Raw genomic sequence first — 17,182 nt, 5'->3', positions numbered from 1 at the left:
GCGAATGACGTCTTCTGTCGGTCTTGAACGGGTTCTGGAGCCGGTCGGCGTGCTCCCGCAGGCCGCCTGGCGTCTCGATGCGAGCCCCGCCATCCGCAAGGACGAAGTTCGCGTACGGGTGGAACGCCTCAATCTCGACGCGGCGAGCTTCCGTCAGCTGTCCGAGAAGCACGGCGGCGACGGCGACGCGATCCGGGCCGAGGTGCTCGAGATCGTCGGCGCCCGGGGCAAGATGCACAACCCGGTCACCGGCTCGGGCGGCATGCTGATCGGCGTCGTCGACGAGGTCGGTCTCTCGTCGCCGCTGGGCGTGAAGGCCGGCGACCGCGTGGCGACCCTCGTCTCGCTGACCCTGACCCCGCTCCGGATCACCGACGCCCTCAGGAACTGGGACGGCCGCAGCGAGCAGGTGCCGGCCGAGGGCACCGCGATCCTGTTCGGCCGTTCGATCGTCGGCGTGCTGCCCGACGATCTCGCCCCTGAACTGGCGCTGGCCGTCTACGACGTGTGCGGCGCGCCCGCGCTCACCGACCGGATCGTCGCCGAATACGAGCATCCCCGGGTGGCGGTCCTCGGCGGCGCCGGCAAGAGCGGCTCGCTTGCGCTCGCGGCGGCACGGATGGCCGGCGCCCGTACGGTGGGAATCGTCCGGAATGCCGAGGAGGCCGGCCTCCTCCGCGCCGCCGGGGTGGCCGACGAGGTGGCGATCGCGGACGCCCGCAACCCGGTCGAGGTCGCGGCGGCGGTGGGGGAGCCGGCAACGATCACCGTCGTCTGCGTCGACGTGCCCGGCTGCGAGCACGGCGCGATCCTGGCCACGGCGCCCGGCGGCACGGTGATCTTCTTCTCGATGGCCACCAGCTTCCCCGCGGCCGCGCTGGGCGCCGAGGGCCTGGCGGCCGACGTGACGATGCTCATCGGCAACGGCTACGTGCCCGGTCACGCCGAGTTCGCCGTGGATCTGCTCCGTCGCGTCCCGGCGGTCCGGTCTCTCTTCGAGGCGCGTCTCGCGAGAGACTGACGCTCATGATTGAGGTGCTCTACACCCACGGCCGCTTCTACTCCGCCGCCGACCCGCGGGCCACCGCCATGCTGGTTCGCGACGGCAGGATCGCGTGGCTCGGCGACGCTGCCGACGCCCCGTCCGCCGACCGCACCGTCGACCTGGAGAACGGCCTGGTCACCCCGGCCTTCGTCGACGCGCACCTGCACGCCACCGACACCGGTCTGGCGATCGACGGTCTCGACCTGGCCGACGTCCGCGCCCGGAGCGAGCTGCTGGCCGCCGTCGAGCGGTTCGCCGCCACCCGCCCGGCCGACGGCGTCGTGCACGGGCACGGCTGGGACGAGTCGACCTGGGCCGACCAGACGCTGCCGACCTCGGCTGAGCTCGACCGGGCCGCCGGGGGCCGTCGCGTCTACCTCTCGCAGGCCTCGGTGCACTCCGCCCTGGCCTCGACCGCGCTGCTCGCGGCGGCCGGGCTGCCGGTCGGCGAGAGCCTGGTCAAGGAGGACAAGCACCATGCCGTACGCGCCATCGCGCTGAACGCCCTGACCGGTGCGCAGCGGACGACGGCCCAGCGGGCCGCGCTGGCCAAGGCCGCCTCCCTCGGCATCGCCGCCGTGCACGAGTGCGGCGGCCCCGGCACGTCCAGCGAGGCGGATTTCACGTCCCTGCTGGCGCTGGGCGGCCGGGGCCTGCCCCAGGTCTTCGGCTACTGGGGCGAGCTCGGCGGCGCTGTGAAGGCCAAGGAGCTGGGCGCGGTCGGGGCGGCTGGTGATCTTTATGCCGACGGCGCTCTGGGTTCCGCCACGGCTTCGGTTCGAACGCCTTATACGAGCGGGGGCTGCGGCGAGGCGTTCGTGACCGCCGAGCAGGCGGCCGAGCACCTGCTCGACTGCATCACCGTCGGCGTGCAGGGCGGCTTCCACGCGATCGGCGACGCCGCGATCGAGACCGTCCTGGAGGGCTTCGCGCTGGCCGCCGGGTCGGTCGGGGTGGACGCGGTCCGCGCGGGTCACCACCGGGTCGAGCACGTCGAGCTGATCGACAAGCCGATGATCGCGCGGATGGTCGAGTTCGGGGTGATCGCCTCGGTGCAGCCGGTCTTCGACGCGCTGTGGGGCGGCCCGGACCGGATGTACGCGCAGCGCCTGGGCGTCGAGCGGTCGATGGCCTCCAACCCGATCGGGGCGATGCACGCCACCGGGGTTCAGCTGGCTTTCGGGTCGGACTCGCCGGTGACCGCGCTCGACCCGTGGGCGATGGTGGCGGCGGCGGTGACCCCGCGCAACCCGGTCTTCCGGATGAGCGTCCGGGCGGCGTTCGCGGCGTCGACCCGGGGCGGCTGGCGGGCGGCCGGTGTCGGCGACGCCGGTGTGCTGGCCCCGGGGCAGTCGGCCACCTTCGCCGTCTGGGAGACCCCGGCCGGCGTGCGGGAGGGTCTGCCGGTTCTCGACGGCGCGTCCCCGGTGTGCCGCCGCACGACTTTGCACGGCGAAACGATCCACGAAGTCTGACGAAGTGAGGAGCAGGGGTGGCGTCCAAGCTTGATCTGGACCCGCGGGTGGTGCGCTCGGCGCGCCGGCTCGCCGCGAAGGCGGGGCAGCCCGTGGTCGACCTGGCCCGCTCGCACACCACCGTGTCGGTGGAGCGGGCGGTGCTGCGGCTGGCCGGTGTGCAGGGCGCCGATCAGGACGGCATCCCCTGGGTGAACCGCCTCGTCGACGCGGTGCGGGCCGACGTCGGGCTGGGGCACGGCGTCGCGGTCCCGGTGTTCCACGCCATGCGGAGCACCGGGGTCGACGACATCACGGTCCTGGCTCAGAAGGCGGCGGCCGGCGCGGTCCGCTTCGACGTGCCGTCGTCTCGTTCCGAAGTCGCGGCGGTCAAGCGGGCGGCCAAGCGCGCGACGGGCGGCGGCCTGAAGATCGTCGACCGCCGCCGGGCCGAACGGGAGCGGCTGGTCAAGCGCCTCGGCGACCCGAAGCAGCGGCCGTGGATCTATCTCATCGTGGCCACCGGCGACATCTACGAGGACATCCCGCAGGCCCAGGCGGCCGCGCGGGCCGGCGCCGACGTCATCGCGGTGATCCGCTCGACCGGTCAGTCGCTGCTCGACTACGTGCCCGAGGGCGCGACCCGCGAGGGCTTCGCCGGCACGTACGCGACCCAGGAGAACTTCCGCCTGATGCGGGCCGCCCTGGACGAGACGTCGAGGGAGCTGGGCCGGTACGTGCGCCTGACCAACTACGCGTCCGGGCTGTGCATGCCCGAGATCGCCGCGCTGGCCGGCATGGAACGGCTCGACATGATGCTCAACGACAGCATGTACGGCATCCTGTTCCGCGACATCAACCCGATCCGCACCTTCGTCGACCAGCGGTTCAGCCGCCAGGTCCACGCCCGCGCCGGCATCATCATCAACACCGGCGAGGACAACTACCTGACCACGGCCGACGCGGTCGAGGCGGCCCACACGGTGACGGTGTCGCAGCTGCTCAACGAGTTCTTCGCGCACGAGGCCGGCCTCGAGGACTGGCAGCTCGGCCTCGGCCACGCCTTCGAGATCAATCCCGAGCTGCCCGAGTCGTTCCGCCTCGAGCTGGCGCACGCGCTGCTGGCCCGGGAGCTGTTCCCGGACGCGCCGCTCAAGTGGATGCCGCCGACCAAGCACATGACCGGCGACGTGTTCCGCGGCAACCTGCTCGACGGGTTCTTCAACCTGGTCGGCGCGCTCACCGGCCAGGGCATCCTGCTGGTCGGCATGATGACCGAGGCCGTGGTGACGCCGTGGCTGTCCGACCGCGACATCGCCCTGCAGAACGTCCGCTACGTGCTGACCGGCGCCGGCAACCTGCACGAGGACTTCGCGCCGGCGCCCGGCGGCTTCATCCAGCAGCGCGCCGACGAGGTGCTCGGCGAGGCCGTGGACCTGCTGGCGAAGATCGTCGACGACTCGTTGCTGACGGCCATCGCCGAGGGCACGTTCGGGATCATGAAGCGGCCCGCCGACCGGGGCAAGGGCCTCGACGGCGTCGCCCGCCACGACGACGACTACTACAACCCCGTCACGGAGGCCCTGGAAGCATGAGCATCGTGCGGCCCTACGGGGACACCACCGGGGACGGGATGGTGCAGCTGTCGTTCACGCTGCCGATCCCGCACGACAAGCGGGCCGAGGGCGCGGCCGTCCAGCTCGCCAACAAGATGGGCATGGACCCGGCGCTGCTCGTGCACGCCAGGCCGATGGGGGACGGGTTCACGTTCTTCGTCGTCTACGGCAAGGTCAGCCATCTCGTCGACACCGAGAAGGTGCAGGTCGTCGAGCGGGACTACCCGCTGCTGAGCGCCAAGGAGGTCAACGCCACGATCAAGCGGCGGCTCCGGCGGCGGCTCAACGTGGTGGGCGCGTGCATCGGCACCGACGCCCACACCGTCGGCATCGACGCGATCCTCAACCTCAAGGGCATCGCGGGGGAGAAGGGCCTGGAGTACTACAGCGAGCTGTCGGTGACCAACATGGGCGCCCAGGTCTCCGTGCCGGACCTGGTCGAGACCGCCCGGGAGCGCAAGGCCGACGCCGTGCTCGTCTCCCAGGTCGTCACCCAGCGCGACGCGCACCTGCAGAACACCCGGGCCATGTCGGCGGCCTTCCGGGAGGCCCTGCCGGCCGGCAAGCGTCCGCTTCTGATCGTCGGCGGGCCGCGCTTCGACGAGCTGATGGCCGGCGAGCTCGGCGTCGACCGGATCTTCAGCCGGGGCACCACCCCGCGCGAAGTCGCCTCCTACCTCGTCCACGCCCTCGTCGGGAGCTCCTCGTGATCGCAGTGACCCACCGCCGCTATGTCCCCTACTCGCACGCGCACTACGCGGGCAACCTGGTCGACGGGGCCTACTCGCTCGGCCTGTTCGGCGACGTCGCCACCGAGGTCTGCATCCAGCTCGACGGCGACGAGGGGCTTTTCGCCTCGTACGACGACGTGCAGTTCAAGGCCCCGATCCAGGCCGGCGACGTGCTCGAGATCGTCGCCACCGTCGTGCGGATGGGCACCCGGTCGCGCACCATCGCGTTCGAGTCGCGGGTGGTGTGCCGGGGCACGGGCGGGTCGGCCGCTTCCGTCCTGGACGAGCCGATCGTCGCCGTGACCGCGACGGGCACGGTTGTCGTCCCGCCGAAGGCGTGAGCACCGCCGTCTGCGTCGACGTCGGGTCCACGTACACGAAGGCCGCCCTCATCGACCTGTCGGCGGGGCGGCTCGTGCGCCGGGCCGAGGTGCCGACCACGACGAGCGGTGACGTGCTGACCGGCCTGGATCAGGCCGTCGCGGCGGTCGGGCCGGCCGACGAGATGTACGTCTGCTCGTCGGCCGGCGGCGGGCTGCGGCTGGCTGTCGTGGGCTACGAGTCGCTGGTCACCGCCGAGGCCGGGCACCGGGTCGGCCTGTCCGCGGGCGCCCGCGTCGTGCACGTGGCGGCGGGGCTGCTCGACGGCCGGGCGGTGGCGGCCCTGCGCGAAACCCGGCCGGATGTGATCCTGCTGGCCGGCGGGACCGACGGCGGCGACGGCGAGGTGCTGCTGCACAACGCCCGGCGGCTCGGCGCCTCGCGACTGCGCGCGCCGGTCGTGGTCGCGGGCAATGCGGACGTCCGCGCCGAGGCGGCGGCGCTGTTGACCGAACGCCGCGTCCCGGTGACCGTCACGGGCAACGTGCTGCCCCGGATCGGTGTGCTCGATCCGGCCCCGGCGCGGGCGGCCATCCGCGAGGTGTTCCTGCGGCACGTCATCGGCGGCAAGCGGCTGTCGCGGGGCTCCCGGTTCGCCTCGCTGGTCCGGGCGGCCACCCCGGACGCGGTCCTCGCGGGGGTTGAGCTGCTCGCTGACAGCACTGGATCGGGTGTCCTGGTGGTGGACGTGGGCGGGGCGACCACGGACGTGTATTCGGCTCTGGTGCCCGACGCCGAGAGCGAATCGGGGCCGCGGCGCGACGTGGCGGGAACGCTGTGGCGCTCCCGCACCGTGGAGGGTGATCTCGGCGTCGCGGTGAGTGCCGACGGCACGCGCGCGGCCGCTGTGGCCGAGAAATTGGCACTGCCGGAATCCGGACTTCCATCGGGTGACAATGAGTTAGCCGCGGCCGCCGCCACGGTCGCGCTACGGCGTCACGCGCGGGGCCACTCGTCCGGTCCTGGTCAGCCCCGTACGGGCGGCCGGGATCTGCGGGACGTGCGGCTGGTGGTCGGATCCGGGGGCGTGCTGCGGCACGGGGGCGGAGGGTTTGTGCTGGACGCGGTGCTTTCTGACCAGTCCGGCGGCTGGGTCGCGCCCACCTCGGCCCGCGCCGTCGTCGACGAGCAGTACGTCCTGGCCGCCGCCGGGCTGTTGTCGATCGATCATCGTGACGCCGCGGCCACCCTGGTGAACAGCCTGTAGCCCGAACGGGTAGGTGACATGACACGCCGGGAAACGCGACACGCCCGAGCACCGGGACGCCGGTTGACAGCACCGCGGGGGACGGACGTACCGTCGTCGAATCCTGAGCACGGGAGCGATGCTGTTCGCTTCGTTCCTCCGCCCACTGGCCGCAGTCCTCGCAGGGGTCGCGCGTTCAGCCAGGTCCAGGGGGCGGGGGTCGGCGGGGCGACGCGGAAAGATCACGTCCGCGGTGGGCATGAGGAGGGAACGGGCGCCAGTAGACAACGGCGTGACCCGCGCAGCCGGCGCGGAGCATGTCGGTCCGAAGGCGTTCGGGAACTCCCCGCGGTCCACCGGCCGTGCCCGGGGTGTGGTGCACATGAGGCGCGGTCCCGGGGCGGGGCCGCGCCTCGCTTTTCCGGTGGGGCCCGCATCGATTGTTTCCTTATCGATGCCCCCGCCCGCCCCGACTGTCCGTTTCCGCTCAGGTGTCGCGAGGTAGCCTCTCGCGCGTGGAGATGACGTTGCAGCCCCCCGCTGCGCCGCAGGTCACGGCGCACAACTCCGGGCCCCGGCCGGTGCCGCGGCGGGTCGCGCCCGTGCTGGCCGTGCTGGCCGGGCTGACCCTGCTGCTCGCGCTCCCGCCGTACGGCCTGTGGTGGCTCTCGCCGGTCGGCGTGGCCCTGCTGGCCGGGGCGACCCACCGGCGGCGGCTGCGCCCGGCGTTCGGGCTCGGCTTCCTGGCCGGGCTCGTGCTGTTCCTGCCGTTGCTGTGGTGGACCACGTTCGCCGCCGGGTGGCTGCCCTGGCTGCTGCTGTCGCTGGCCCAGGCCGCGTACTTCGGGCTGCTGGGTCTGGCCACGGCCTGGCTCTCGCCCCTGGCCGACCGCCGGCGCGCCCTGTGGCCGCTCCTGCTGGGCCTGCTCTGGGTGGCTCAGGAGGCGGCCCGCGACCGTGCCCCGTTCGGCGGCTTCCCCTGGGGGCGGCTCGCCTTCAGCCAGGACGACGGGCCCGCGCTGCGGCTGGCCGCCTACGGGGGCGCCCCGCTGGTCACCTTCGCCGTCGCCGCGGCCGGTGGCGCCCTGGTCGCGCTGGCCTGGCGCGCGTGGCGGCCCAGCTCGCGGCGACCGCACACCCGCCGTCCGCTCGGCCCGGCCCTCGGCTTCGCGCTGGCCGCGGCCGCGCTGATCGCCGGTCCGCTGCTGGCGCCGGTGGCCCAGCCGGGCCGCGAGACCGCGACGGTGGCGGTCGTGCAGGGCAACGTGCCCCGGCTCGGGCTCGACTTCAACGCCCAGCGCCGGGCCGTGCTCGACAACCACGTCACCGCCACCGAACGGCTCGCGGCCGAGGTCGCCGCCGGCCGCCAGAAGCAGCCGACCCTGGTCGTCTGGCCCGAGAACTCCAGCGACATCGACCCGCTGCGCAACGCCGACGCCGCCGCCGAGATCTCCCGGGCGGCCGACCTGATCCGGGCGCCGATCCTGGTCGGCACCGTGCTGCGCACCGACACCCCGGGCGACATCAAGAACGCCGGCATCCTGTGGAACCCCGGCACCGGGCCCGACCTCGGCCAGACGTACGTGAAACGCCACCCCGTGCCGTTCGCCGAGTACGTGCCGCTGCGCACGATCGCCCGGATGGTGACCGACAAGGTCGACCTGGTGCGCAACATGCTCGCCGGCGACCACCCCGGCGTCATCGACAGCGGCGCGGTGACCGTGGGCGACGTGATCTGCTTCGAGGTGGCGTACGACGATGTGGTCCGCGACACTGTGACGGGAGGGGCGCAGGTGCTCGCGGTGCAGACCAACAACGCGACCTTCAACGAGGCCGAGGCCCGTCAGCAGCTCGCCATGGTGCGGCTGCGCGCCGTCGAGCACGGGCGGGAGGCCCTGATGGTGTCCACGGTCGGGGTGTCCGCCTTCGCCGGCACGGCCGGTCAGGTGTACGACTCGAGCGGCTTCAACGTCGGCGCGGTGATGGTGCGTGACATGAGGCTGGGCGGAACGACTACGCTGGCGACTCGTTTGGGCCATTGGCCCGAGATGGCGATGACCGCACTGGCGGTCCTCGCCCTGGCCGGTGCGCTTCCGCTGCGTCGCCGCCGGCGTACGACGGACGACGATGCGGAGGCACGGTGAGCGAGGCGGAAGGCTACCCCGGGGTGGGGCGGGTCCTGGTGGTGATCCCGACCTACAACGAGGCGGACAACATCCGCCTGATCACCGAGCGGGTGCGAAGCTCGGTCCCCGAGGCGGACATCCTCGTCACCGACGACAACTCCCCCGACGGCACCGGCGCGATCGCCGACGAGCTGGGTGTCGCCGACGACCACATCTTCGTGTTGCACCGCGCGGGCAAGGAAGGGCTCGGGGCCGCGTACAAGGCCGGGTTCGCCTGGGCCAAGAACAAGGGCTACGACGCGGTCGTCGAGATGGACGCCGACGGCTCCCACGCCCCCGAGGAGCTGCCGCGGCTGCTCGACGCGCTGAAGGACACCGACGCCGTCCTCGGCACCCGCTACATCCCCGGCGGCAGCGTGCGGAACTGGCCGATGCGCCGGCTGCTGCTCTCGCGCGGCGGCAACATCTACATCCGGATGGCCCTGCGCATGCCGTTCAAGGACGCGACCGGTGGCTACCGTGCCTACCGGATGCCCGTTCTCGACGTGATCAACGTCGAAACGGTCGCCTCGACCGGTTACTCCTTCCAGGTCGAGCTGGCCTGGCGCACCTATCAGGCCGGGTTCCGGATCGCCGAGGTGCCGATCACGTTCACCGAGCGCGAACACGGCGTCAGCAAGATGAGCGGCAACATCTTCAAGGAACAGCTGCTCAGGGTCACGGTGTGGGGCCTGCAGGCCCGCCGTGAGGTGCTGCGCAAGCGGTTCGGCAAGCGTGCCGCCGAGGGCTCGACCTGGCCGTGACCGCGCCGCTGCGTGTCATGCTTGAGGTCGATTGACACGGAGGGACCGCATGCGCCGTCGAAGCCTTGCCCTGCTACCGCTGCTGCTGCCCGCGCTGGCTGTTGTCGAGATCGTCGTCTTCATCGCCGTCGTGCACGCCATCGGGGGCTTGTGGGCGATCCTGCTGGGCGTCGCGGCCAGCCTCACCGGCCTGGCCCTGCTGCGCCGCGAGGGCATGAAGGGCTGGCGCCGCTTCCAGGCCGCCGCCGTCGAGGGACGCCCGCCGGGCCGTGAGGTGTCCCACAGCCTCGTCGGGCTGTTCGGGTCGTTGCTGCTGGCCGTCCCGGGCTTCGTGTCGTCGGTCGCCGGTCTGCTCCTGCTGCTGCCGCCGGGCCGTCAGCTGGCCCGCCACCAGATGGAGCGGTACGCCGAGCGCCGCGTGGGTGGCGCCGCCGCGTCCGACCTGTTCGGCGCCCGCCACGTGCGCGTGCACCCGGGCGACCCGATCGTGGTGATCGACGAGGAGCCGGTGTCGTCCTCGCCGCGCCCGCGGCCGCCGGCCGCCGCCATCGAGGGCGAGGTCATCGAGGGCGAGGTCATGCGCTAGGCGACCCAATTGCCGTCCCGCTCCGGGCCTCCGCCGTTCCTAGGCGCGGGGCCCGCTTGCTGTCCTTCGTGCGTGCGCTCCGCTCGGACGTTCCCGGCTATGGCGCGTACGAAAAAAGCCGCCCCGATGGGGGGCGGCCTCGTTCGTGATTCGGTCGGACCGGGTCAGCGGCCTCGGCGGGTGCGGACTTCCTGGAGCCGCTCGTTGAGGATGTCCTCCAGCTCCGAGATCGACCGCCGCTCGAGGAGCATGTCCCAGTGGGTACGCGGCGGCTTGGCCTTCTTCTGCTCCGGCTCGCTGCCGTCGACCAGTCGGGCGACGCTGCCGTCGAACTTGCACTCCCAGGTGGCGGGCACCTCGGCGTCGACGGCGAACGGCACCTCGAACTGGTGCCCCTTCACGCACAGGTACTCTCGGGTCTGCCGGGGAGCCAGCTCGGTGTTGCGGTCGGACTCGTAGCTGACTGCGCCAAGACGGCTGCCGCGCAGCATGCGTTCGCCCATGGTGGCTTTCCCCTCGCTCGTGGTGCTGCTTCCGTTGATGTAACGAAAGGGGCGGCCGTCGGATTCCTACGGTCGCCGAGACACTGGACCACCGTTGTGACGGCGGTGTTAACGCTACGAGCGTAACCGCCCGCGTCCCTTACCTGGCACCGCGCACCCCCACCGAAGTGGACCTTGGTCCACTTTACGGCCTATGGGTGTTCTCCAACTGGTGCGATATTGCTCACCCGGTCGAGTAATACCGCATACCGCCGCCTGGTTCGGCGCCGCGTTGCCCACCATTCGTCCGGCGTCCACCGAAGCTGAGAACTAACGTTCCCCGTTCGAGCCGGATCATGCGGCTCCGCCCGGATCCGGCGTTCCCTTCTGACCTGTCCGACCTGCTGTTCCCGCCTCTCGCCGGGTGCGGCCGGATCACTCCGGACCGACTTGACGCCCGGCCCTCTGGCGTCGCACCGGTCCTGTCCGGCGCGCCCGGACATCGGCATCGCGCCGGACTTCAGGCGCAGCTGGATCCTTCCTAGCAGTCAAAATCAGGCGGAGGTGTGTTCGGTTCGCCACATGCCGGGCGGAACGACCTTCACGGATCCGCCGGGCTGCGGGGACCGGTGGTCGCCGCGTAGGGCGTCCGCCTTCGTCGCCGCGGCGGTAGCCATGCGGCGGAACGCCTCGAGCCGCCGGGCGTTGTCGCGCACCGCCCGCACCTGCTTCTCGGCGAGCACGCCGCTGAGCTGCTCGGCGAACCGGACCTGGGTCTTGCACCGGGTGTCGGCCACTGCGGTCTGCTTCTCCGCCGTGCCGGCCTGCTCGTCACGCCACCAGCGGGGGTCGGCCTCGGCGTCGAGCGGAGCCGCGTACCGGAAGCCGGCACGGCCCATGCACTCGCTCCAGCGCCTCGTGACGGTGGCTGCGCGCGGGTCGGCGTACGTCTGCTCGACCGTCTGCTCGGCAAGCTGCCCGAGCCATCGGAACTCGTCCGGCGCCCATCCCAGGGCCTGATAAGCCTGGCCGGCGCAGTCGTCGAGCCCTCGCGGGGCAGGCGTGCCCGGCACGTCGTCCCAGTGATAGCCGACGGACGCCGCCAGCAGCTCGTCGTCGAGCCCGAACCGGTGCGCCCGGTGCCGCAGCAGATCGAACTCGTTGCGCTGCCCGCCCCGCCAGTCCTCCCCGCGGCTCAGCAGGCAGGCGCGGGTGAGCCGCTTGACCACCGTGTCGAGGTCGTTGGCCTGCGCCGGCCGCATCATGAACTGATCGAGCGGGAACGCGGCGGCCGCGGCTCCCACCGGCGTCGGAAGCGCCTGCGGCGCCCCCTCGCCGGAGGGCGCGGGCGCAGCCCCGTGGCGCCCGCTCGTGCACGCACCGGCCAGCACAGCCACCAGGGCCGCGAGCAGCATCAGACGACCATGCCGCACACCCCCACCTCCGCTCACGGCAGCAATGTACCGGCGCGCCGCCGCCCCGCAATCCCGCCTGCGGGTGATGTGGACGGTCCACCCAGCGGATGATCATCCCCGGCCTCCGACGGCCGTGATCCACAGCCGACGCTGCCCCGTGCCTACGGGGCAGCATTCCGGCCGGTCAGGCGTGGGTGTCGGCCCGCGTGGGCTGGGCGGGCGGGGTGGGGCGGGTCGTGCCGAGGCTGGCCAGGGCCGAGGCGAGGTCGCTGACCTGGGTGGACAGCTGGGCGGCCCGGGTCTGTGCGGCCTCCGCCTCGGACTGGGCGGCGGCCAGGCGGCGTTCCAGGTCGGCCCGGTCGCGGGTGGCCCGCTCCAGCTCCTCGCGCGTCCGCAGCAGGGCATCCCGCTCGGACAGGGCACTCGCCAGGTCGCGGCGCACCTCGGCCAGCTCGGCATCGGCGGCCTGCCGGGCGGATGCGGCCTCCCGGCGTACGTCGTGAAGGGCCTTGTCCGCCGCGTCACGCTGCTCGGTGAGTTCGCGCCGGGCGGCGGCCAGCTCGGTCTCGGCCTTCCGGGTGTCCTCGCGGGCGGCGTCCCGTTCGCGGCGGAGCTCCTCGCTGCGGGTCGCGGCCGTCTCGGCGTCGCGCAACGCCGAGACCAGCTCCCGCTCGGTGGCCTCGCGTTCCCGGCGTACGTCGAGAATCTCGGCCCGGGTCGTGCCGAGCTCATCCCGCGCGGCATCCCGGTCCGCCTCCGCCCGTTCCCTGAGAGCCGCCGCGGCGGTAGCCGCACGCTGGGCTTCCTCGCGCCCGGCAAGCGCCTCGGCGGCCCGTTCGGCCGCGGTGCGGGACGCCTGCTCCGCCTCTTCCGCGCGCCGGAGGGCCTCGTCCCGCTCGGCCACCGCCGCCGAGGCGAGCTGCTGCGCCGCAGCCGTCTCCGCCACCGACCGCTCCGCGTCACGGCGGGCATCGTCACGTTCGGTGTGCGCGGCCGCGATCCGGCTCGATGTCTCGGCCCGGATCTCGGCCACCTGACGCTCGACACCGGCCGGCGACAGCTCGGAGTGCAGCGCCTCGGTCAGCGACCCGGCGAGCTGATCGAGCCGGTCGACAATCTCCCAGGTGCGGGCGACCTCGCCCGCCAGCCCGGGGGAGGAGCGGTGCCGCATGCGCACGTTCCGCGACGCGCGCTGGCATTCCCCGTCGTTGTCACGGCAGTACCGGAAGGGCCGCCCGGCGGACGCCCGCTGCGGCACCGGCCGTCCACAGTGCGCGCAGGGCCTGGTCTCGACATCGTCGTTCTCGTTCATCGCAAGGTCACCCTAAGCGTGCGCGGCCCGCCGACACCGCCACGACACGACTCTGCGGCTCGGGACGAGTGAACTAGCATCCTAGGACGCCGTAGCGGTTGTGCGACTGGTCGCCCCGGTGCGGGCCGGATCAAAAACAGAAGGAATCAACGGCATTCCACCCCGGGCTTTCGCCGCGCGGTGACCCGGCCGGGAAAGCGCTCAGGTGTTCAGGAACTGTTTGATCGACGGGGTCAGGGCGGCGGCCTTGATGATGTGGGTCTGGCCGGGGATGGTGCGGTATTCGGCCTCGGGCAGCGCCTCGCTGAGCGCGCGGGCGGCGTTGCGCATGTACCGGGGGCTCTTGCCGCCGTCCATGACCAGGGTGGGCGCCGCGGCTGCGGCCCAGCGGGCGCTGTCGAGCGGGACGCCGCGGCTCGTGTCGCCGAGGATGTGCAGGTCGTAAGGGAGGGTGGGGGCGACCGCCTTCAGTTTCTTCCAGTTCGGGGTGAGCTTCATGATCCGGACGACGGGTCCGGGCACGCCGACGTCGCGGAAGAAGGTGGTGAGGGCGGCCGACTCTTCGCCGCGGGCGATCATCGCCTCGATGTCGCTGGTGAACGTGGCCGGGCGTGGGGGCCGGGTGTCGTCGACGATGAACGGCGGCTCGTAGAGGACGGCCCGGCTGAACCCGGGCAGGCGGTTGACGGCGTCGGCCGCGAGCACCGCCCCGGACGACGCTCCGAACACGTACGCCTCGCCGCCCGCGGCCTCGAGCAGGGCGGCCAGGTCGTCGATCTCGCGCTCGGGCGACCACGGCTGGGTGTTGCCGCTGGCACCCCGGCCGCGACGGTCGTAGAGGTGGACGGTGAACGTGTCGGCCAGCGCTGCGGCCAGGGCGCGGGCGGGTCCGAAGTCGCGGTGGCACAGGCTGCCGTCGACGAGCACCAGCGCGGGCCCGCGGCCGGTGGTCTCATAGGCGATCGCGGTGCCGTCCGCGGAAGTGACAGTGGGCATGGGCGTGCTCCTCAGTGTGCGTGGAGGAAGTTCTGCCACCGGCCGGCGCCGGCGTCGGCGGGCGGGAAGATCACGTGGGCGGCCACCATGGATCCGTTGAAGCCGCGGATGTAGCGGAGCAGACCCTCCGGCGTACGGATGGCAAGGCTGTGCGGGTTGGTGAAGAACACTTCGCCACCGTCGGGGGTGACGTCGCCGGCCGTCGGTGAGGCGCTCAGCCCGAGCGCGCGGTGGAGCGCTGCCCAGGCGGCGGCCCAGTCGTCGACCGGCGGCCCGAACGCCGTGACGGGTGTTCCGGCCCGTCCCGCGAAGTGTTCGAGATATTCGACCAGCGTGGCGAAGAACAGGGAGAGGCCGTACGACATGGCTTCGTACTCGTCGGCCCAGTCCTCACCCGGAAGAAAGCCGCTGCTGACGGCGCGCAGCACGGTGGCCGACCGGTCGCGTCCCTCGACGAGGAACTCGAAGGCCTGAAAACGCCCGTCGGGCGCGGTAGGCGTACGGAAGGCGAAGTGCTCCGGCTCGTCGGCCGCCGTGATCGCGGACGCCGGCATGTTGCCACCGCCGAAGGCCGTCCGCACGGTCGAGCCGTCGACCTCGGTCCGTCCGATGTACCACGAAGACACGCCGGCCCCGGTCGCCACGGCTTCCCAGACCTGCTCGGGCCCAGCCGCAACGGTGACCTCGATGCCGACCTCGTATTCCTTGCCCGTGCTCACCGCTGTTCACCGTCGCGCTCGGCCCTCTGTTCCCGGCCAGTGGCGGGAGGCGCGCCGGTCGGCCGTTCGTGTGCGTCCGGGCCAGGATCCGGAGGCGCGCTGGTCCGCCGGTCCAGGGCTGCCGCGGGTGTCGGGGGCAGCTGCTCCTGAACGGCAGGGGCGGGGTTGGTGGCCGGAGGTGCTGTGGTCATCTGCTGCTGGGCCGGCGGCGCAGCGGAGTCGAGGGCGGGGTGCAGGGCCACGACGATGCGGTGCTTACGGCCGGCCTCGCTGTGATAGCGGCCGAGCAGGTCGGTGACGGCTGTCGTGAGTTCCTCGGCGAAGGCGGCCCGCTCGGACGGAGACGCGAATCGCACCTCCCCGTCGATGGCGAACGTAGCTACCCGTTGCCGCGCCCGGGCGCTGCCGGTGATCAGGGAGCCCACTTCGCGCACGAGGCGGGCGGCCAGCGCGAGCAGCCAGCGTGCCGAGAGCCGGTCGGGCGCCCGGTCGGGGTCGGGCGCGACCGAGGCCATCGCGTTGGGCGAGATGACGTACGAGGCCGCGGTGGCCTGCATCATCCGCTCGGTGACGTTGCCCCGGCGCCTTTCCCCGACGAGCCGGACGAGGCCGTGCTGCTCGAGCGTCCGCAAGTGGTAGTTCACCTTCTGCCGCGGCAGGCCCACCTTGCCGGCGAGCATCGCCGCCGACCCCGGCACGGCCAGCTCAGCCAGCAGTCGATTACGAATCGGGTCAAGCGACACCTCAGCCGCAGCCGGGTCCTCGATAACTGCAACGTCTTCCACGCCGTCACCCTCCCACCGAAAAGAAAAGTTGTCCAGCGGCTTTGGTGCAGCCTTCAACAGCAGGCCACTCGCGGGACTGTGGCACCCGTCCAGGTGGCCTTCCGACTGCCTGCCCGGCCTCCAGCCAGCCCCCGGTGCGTCAGGCGGACCACCCAGCTCCGTCCCCGCGGTCGCTTGGTGACGAGACGCCCGCTTTGGTGACCGTCGGCCGGCCCGGTGGTTCTCAGCCTTCTCGGGGTGGCGTCAGCGGCCTCGGCGGCGATACGCCTGCCATGGTGACCGTCGGCCTGCACGGTGGTGTTCGGCCTGCCCCGCGTGGTGTCAGCGAGCCTCGGTGGCGAGGCGGATCCCGAAGGCGACGATCACGACGCCGGTGACGCGGTCGAGGACACGCCGGGCGCGGGGGTGGCTCAATAGACCGCGCAGCCGGCGTGCCGTTGCCACCAGGGCCGTGGACCACAGGAGCCCGAGCGCGACGTGCACGCCCGCCAGCAGGACGCCGTACAGCAAGGGCGTCGCGCCGGCCGGGATGAACTGGGGGAGCAGCGCCATGTAGAAGGCGCCCACCTTCGGGTTGAGCAGGTTGGTGAACAGGCCGCGCCGCCACCCGGCGCGGAAGCCGGCCGCGGAAGCCATGCGCGGGTCATGGTCGCCCGCCGTCTCTCCGCGCCACGTGGCCCACAGCATGCGAGCCCCCATCCAGACGAGATAGCCGGCACCCGTCCATCGGACCACGTCGTAGGCGACGTGCGACGCGGTCAGCAGCGCCGTGATGCCCGCCGAGGCCAGCACACCCCAGACGAGCGTGCCGGTCTGGATGCCGAGAACCACACCCCAGGCCTGCCTCGTCGACCGGACGGTCGCCGTCCGCAGGATGAGCGCGGTATCGAGCCCGGGAGTCATCGTGAGCAGGCCGACGACCACGACGAAGGACCACAGCGCACCAATCGTCATCACCAGCGGAACCTATCCGGCCCTCCGTCCCGCCTCGCACCGCCTTCCCGGGCCGTGAGACATCCCGGGCTGTGCGACGTCCCGCCCCGCCGCCGGCCATTGCACGCCGGACCGGGCGTTGCGCAACGGCCCGGCAGGTACGTGGCGGGCCGCCGCCGACCGCGATGGCGCCCGCGGGACAGGCGACAGCCGTGGCGCGGGCTTGGCCTTCGGCGGTAGCGAGGTGCGCCTCGGCAACGCTGGATACATCTGTTCGGCCTGCTGCATCGCGGGAGTGGCGGCTGCGATACCGACTTCTGCTCCTGAGCTACCTCGACGGTGTGCGCTCGGTGGCCGGGACGTGGCGACTGTCGCGGACGGCCCGGGCTGTCGCCTTCGACCGGGGCCGGCACTGCCGGGGTAGTTGCGCTGCCGGTTCGGGTGCTCCTCTTGATTGGTTCGTAGCGCGGGCCCGGGCACGATCTGCCGGTTCGACCTCGCCTCGCTGCAGAAGGCTGCGCGACCGCGGGCGGAGTGGTGTTCTACGCGGGCAGGCTGGTGCTCCATTCGTCGGCGGTTCGGGCTGCTGGGTACAGGTGGTCGGGCTGGTGC

General features: G+C 72.5%; 16 protein-coding genes. 9 read left to right on the top strand and 7 right to left on the bottom strand.

Annotated elements, in window-relative coordinates:
- Positions 1–4 precede the first annotated feature (4 nt).
- The 9 genes from kdd (at position 5) to KXC43_RS19685 (ending at position 9,928) form a co-directional block, all read left to right on the top strand.
- Entirely contained in the window at positions 5–1,021 is a 1,017-nt protein-coding gene (gene kdd, locus KXC43_RS19725; protein WP_221377557.1) for an L-erythro-3,5-diaminohexanoate dehydrogenase, read from the top strand.
- Positions 1,022–1,026: 5 nt separating this feature from the next.
- Entirely contained in the window at positions 1,027–2,520 is a 1,494-nt protein-coding gene (locus tag KXC43_RS19720; RefSeq protein ID WP_255644398.1) for an amidohydrolase, read from the top strand.
- Between the two features lie 17 nt (positions 2,521–2,537).
- Positions 2,538–4,094 (top strand): lysine 5,6-aminomutase subunit alpha, encoded by a 1,557-nt coding sequence (gene kamD / locus KXC43_RS19715; protein ID WP_221377556.1) that lies wholly within the window; start codon positions 2,538–2,540, stop codon positions 4,092–4,094.
- On the top strand, positions 4,091–4,825 hold the full coding sequence (kamE, locus tag KXC43_RS19710; protein WP_221377555.1) for a lysine 5,6-aminomutase subunit beta: 735 nt from the start codon (positions 4,091–4,093) through the stop codon (positions 4,823–4,825). The genes kamD and kamE overlap by 4 nt, the downstream gene beginning before the upstream one ends.
- Entirely contained in the window at positions 4,822–5,187 is a 366-nt protein-coding gene (kal, locus tag KXC43_RS19705) for a 3-aminobutyryl-CoA ammonia lyase (protein ID WP_221377554.1), read from the top strand. Before kamE ends, kal begins: the two co-directional genes overlap by 4 nt.
- On the top strand, positions 5,184–6,434 hold the full coding sequence (locus KXC43_RS19700; RefSeq protein ID WP_221377553.1) for a glutamate mutase L: 1,251 nt from the start codon (positions 5,184–5,186) through the stop codon (positions 6,432–6,434). Before kal ends, KXC43_RS19700 begins: the two co-directional genes overlap by 4 nt.
- Positions 6,435–6,934: 500 nt before the next feature.
- Positions 6,935–8,557 carry an apolipoprotein N-acyltransferase gene (gene lnt, locus KXC43_RS19695; protein ID WP_221377674.1) on the top strand — a complete coding sequence of 541 codons (1,623 nt, stop codon included), beginning with the start codon at positions 6,935–6,937 and terminating at the stop codon, positions 8,555–8,557.
- Entirely contained in the window at positions 8,554–9,342 is a 789-nt protein-coding gene (locus KXC43_RS19690; RefSeq protein WP_221377552.1) for a polyprenol monophosphomannose synthase, read from the top strand. The genes lnt and KXC43_RS19690 overlap by 4 nt, the downstream gene beginning before the upstream one ends.
- 49 nt (positions 9,343–9,391) lie before the next feature.
- On the top strand, positions 9,392–9,928 hold the full coding sequence (locus KXC43_RS19685) for an FxsA family protein (protein ID WP_221377551.1): 537 nt from the start codon (positions 9,392–9,394) through the stop codon (positions 9,926–9,928).
- Between the two features lie 164 nt (positions 9,929–10,092).
- Here the strand turns inward: KXC43_RS19685 and KXC43_RS19680 are convergent, their stop codons facing one another.
- The 7 genes from KXC43_RS19680 to KXC43_RS19650 form a co-directional block, all read right to left on the bottom strand.
- Positions 10,093–10,431 carry an RNA polymerase-binding protein RbpA gene (locus KXC43_RS19680; RefSeq protein WP_221377550.1) on the bottom strand — a complete coding sequence of 113 codons (339 nt, stop codon included), beginning with the start codon at positions 10,429–10,431 and terminating at the stop codon, positions 10,093–10,095.
- Positions 10,432–10,964: 533 nt separating this feature from the next.
- A complete protein-coding gene (locus KXC43_RS19675; RefSeq protein WP_221377549.1) occupies positions 10,965–11,843 on the bottom strand; it encodes a hypothetical protein in 879 nt (292 codons plus the stop codon).
- Between the two features lie 166 nt (positions 11,844–12,009).
- Entirely contained in the window at positions 12,010–13,137 is a 1,128-nt protein-coding gene (locus KXC43_RS19670) for a coiled-coil domain-containing protein (protein ID WP_221377548.1), read from the bottom strand.
- 201 nt (positions 13,138–13,338) lie between these two features.
- Complete coding sequence (locus tag KXC43_RS19665; RefSeq protein WP_221377547.1) at positions 13,339–14,133, bottom strand: alpha/beta fold hydrolase; 795 nt, start codon at positions 14,131–14,133, stop codon at positions 13,339–13,341.
- Positions 14,134–14,144: 11 nt separating this feature from the next.
- The gene (locus KXC43_RS19660) at positions 14,145–14,852 is read right to left on the bottom strand and encodes an SRPBCC family protein (RefSeq protein ID WP_221377546.1); all 708 of its coding nucleotides are present in this window, start codon (positions 14,850–14,852) and stop codon (positions 14,145–14,147) included.
- Complete coding sequence (locus KXC43_RS19655; RefSeq protein ID WP_308129154.1) at positions 14,849–15,637, bottom strand: ArsR/SmtB family transcription factor; 789 nt, start codon at positions 15,635–15,637, stop codon at positions 14,849–14,851. Before KXC43_RS19655 ends, KXC43_RS19660 begins: the two co-directional genes overlap by 4 nt.
- Before the next feature lie 321 nt (positions 15,638–15,958).
- The gene (locus KXC43_RS19650; protein ID WP_221377673.1) at positions 15,959–16,591 is read right to left on the bottom strand and encodes a LysE family translocator; all 633 of its coding nucleotides are present in this window, start codon (positions 16,589–16,591) and stop codon (positions 15,959–15,961) included.
- Positions 16,592–17,182 lie beyond the last annotated feature (591 nt).

This window comes from Paractinoplanes polyasparticus, assembly GCF_019710575.1.
In the GTDB taxonomy this organism is placed as follows: domain Bacteria; phylum Actinomycetota; class Actinomycetes; order Mycobacteriales; family Micromonosporaceae; genus Actinoplanes; species Actinoplanes polyasparticus.
Note: the sequence above shows the minus strand (reverse complement) of the source record. Positions and strands in the feature narration are given on the sequence as shown.